A 2,067-nucleotide genomic window follows, 5' to 3' on the forward strand; every position below is an offset into this window, starting at 1 on the left:
GATTTTTAGTCTCATTTACAATTTAATTTTACATATAAATCACTACTGTGTATTACAAGTTAGTCCTCGTATTCACCAAGCTCTTCCTTGTATTTTTTGATTAGTTCAGGCTCTGTTATATCTTTCGCCCTTACATCAATAGCTATTTTCCCATTATTTAGCATGATAATCCTATCAGAATATCTGACCACATCTCTTAAGTTATGGGAAATTAGAAGGGTGGTTATCTTTTCTGTATCGATTAGAGACCTCGTTTTATCCATAATATTACGGCTGGTTTTAGGATCTAGGGCTGCTGTATGTTCGTCAAGCAAAAGAAGCTTTGGTCTTTTGGCTGTAGCCATAAGAAGTGATAGGGATTGCCTTTGCCCTCCTGATAGGAGCCCTGTTTTGGTATGAAGTTTATTTTCTAGGCCTAGATTTAGGGACTTAAGCCTTTTTATAATCTCTTCTTCATCTGCATTTTTTTGTAGATTTTTTAAAGAAAATTTCTCCCCCTTTTTTAGGGCTAGGGCCATATTTTCGAAGATATCAAGATTTGTCGCAACCCCGTCTTTTGGATCCTGGTTTACCTTGCCGATTACAGCGGCTCTTTTTTCTTCAGATAAGTTTGTCACATCTTCACCGTCGATTAAGATATTTCCACTATCGACTTCTAGACTTCCGGAGATTATATTCATAAGTGTTGACTTACCACAGCCATTTGGACCTATTATGGTTGTCGCTACTCCCTCATCTATTTTTAGGGAGAAATTGTCAAAGATTGTTACTTGCTCAGGAGTTCCGATGTTAAAAGATTTGGATATATTTTTAATTTCTAACATTTTTTACCATCCTTTTTACTTGTTTTTTGCTTAGGTAGTTGTTATATGCAATAAAAGCTATCACAATTAGGGCTGTAATTAGCTTAAGGTCGTTTGGATTTAGGCCAAAGAAGATTGCAAAGCCTGATATTATCCTATAGACGATAGCACCGATTATTGCCCTTGTTGTATCTCTAAGTTTGCTCGAGTTTTTGCCAATAGTATCTCCAATAATGATTGATGCAAGGCCTGTTACAATCATAGTTGTACCCATGCCGATGTCGGCAAAGCCTTGGTAATTAGTCATAAGACCACCAGCTAGGCCTATTAGGGCATTTGATACAACAAGACCTAAGAAAACAAATTTATCTGGGTCTTTGCCAAGGGCTTTTACAAGTTTTCTGTTATTGCCTGTGACCTTCAAAAGATATCCCTTTTCGCTCCTTAAGAAATAATCAATTAATAATTTAATAATAATAACAAAAGCAATTAGGATTATCCACTTAGGAAGGTTTCCAAAAATAGATGGGTATTGGGCAACTGGTATGTTTGAAACGCCCTTGATTTTAAGGTTTACCGAATATAGGATTGTAAGGGTCAGTATACCTGTTAATAGCGGCTCGACTTTCACTTTTTTGTAGAGAAAATATGTGATAGAACCTGCCACAGCTCCTCCCAAAAGAGAGAATACTAATCCCAAGTATGGATTAAGTCCACTTGTAATTACCGCCGCTGTCAAAAATGCTCCAAGCGGATAGGATCCTTCAAGGGTCAAATCATAGTATTCCAAAATTTTGTAGGAGAGCATATAGCCCATGGATAAGACTCCGAATATCAGGCCTATTTCAATAGATGAGGCCATTATGTTCATTAAAACTGTCATTTTACTTTCCTTCCTTATTTTCCATTATTTTTGAATCTTTAAGAGAATCTTTTTCTAAATCGAGACCTATAATCTCTGCTGTTTCCTTATTTACAAGCATTTCTAGGTCCTTGGCATCTTCAAAAGGAATCTCTTTTAAATCCTTATTTTCCTTAAGGATATCTGCTGCCATCTCACCTGCTCTTTTTCCAATATTTCTATAATTAACCCCTTCTGCAATTAGGGCTCCATTTTCTACAGAACCTTCATCAAAGGCGAGACTTGGAATTTTATCATCTTTCAAAGTCTTTGCTATAACCGGCATAGCATTTACAACTACATTGTCTGTTACAAAAACCATGGCATCTGTCCCAGATTTTAGACTTGCGAGTGCCTGAGGGA

Annotated in this window: 3 protein-coding genes; all 3 read right to left on the reverse strand. The window is 36.6% G+C overall.

The features are described from left to right. Positions 1–59: 59 nt before the first annotated feature. Positions 60–824 (reverse strand): ABC transporter ATP-binding protein, encoded by a 765-nt coding sequence (locus Q0410_RS06645; RefSeq protein ID WP_299034618.1) that lies wholly within the window; start codon positions 822–824, stop codon positions 60–62. Next, the gene (locus Q0410_RS06650) at positions 811–1,686 is read right to left on the reverse strand and encodes an ABC transporter permease (protein WP_299034621.1); all 876 of its coding nucleotides are present in this window, start codon (positions 1,684–1,686) and stop codon (positions 811–813) included. Before Q0410_RS06650 ends, Q0410_RS06645 begins: the two co-directional genes overlap by 14 nt. 1 nt (position 1,687) lies before the next feature. Beyond that, positions 1,688–2,067: ABC transporter substrate-binding protein (locus Q0410_RS06655; RefSeq protein WP_299034624.1), on the reverse strand; the 380-nt coding region annotated here is incomplete at its 5' end.

The organism is uncultured Anaerococcus sp. (genome assembly GCF_937934665.1).
Lineage (GTDB): Bacteria > Bacillota > Clostridia > Tissierellales > Peptoniphilaceae > Anaerococcus.

Bases quoted from the DNA above. Each gene is read 5' to 3' on its own strand.
- Q0410_RS06650 (WP_299034621.1), bottom strand. From the start codon at position 1,686: ATGACAGTTTTAATGAACATAATGGCCTCATCTATTGAAATAGGCCTG.
- Q0410_RS06645 (WP_299034618.1), bottom strand. From the start codon at position 824: ATGTTAGAAATTAAAAATATATCCAAATCTTTTAACATCGGAACTCCT.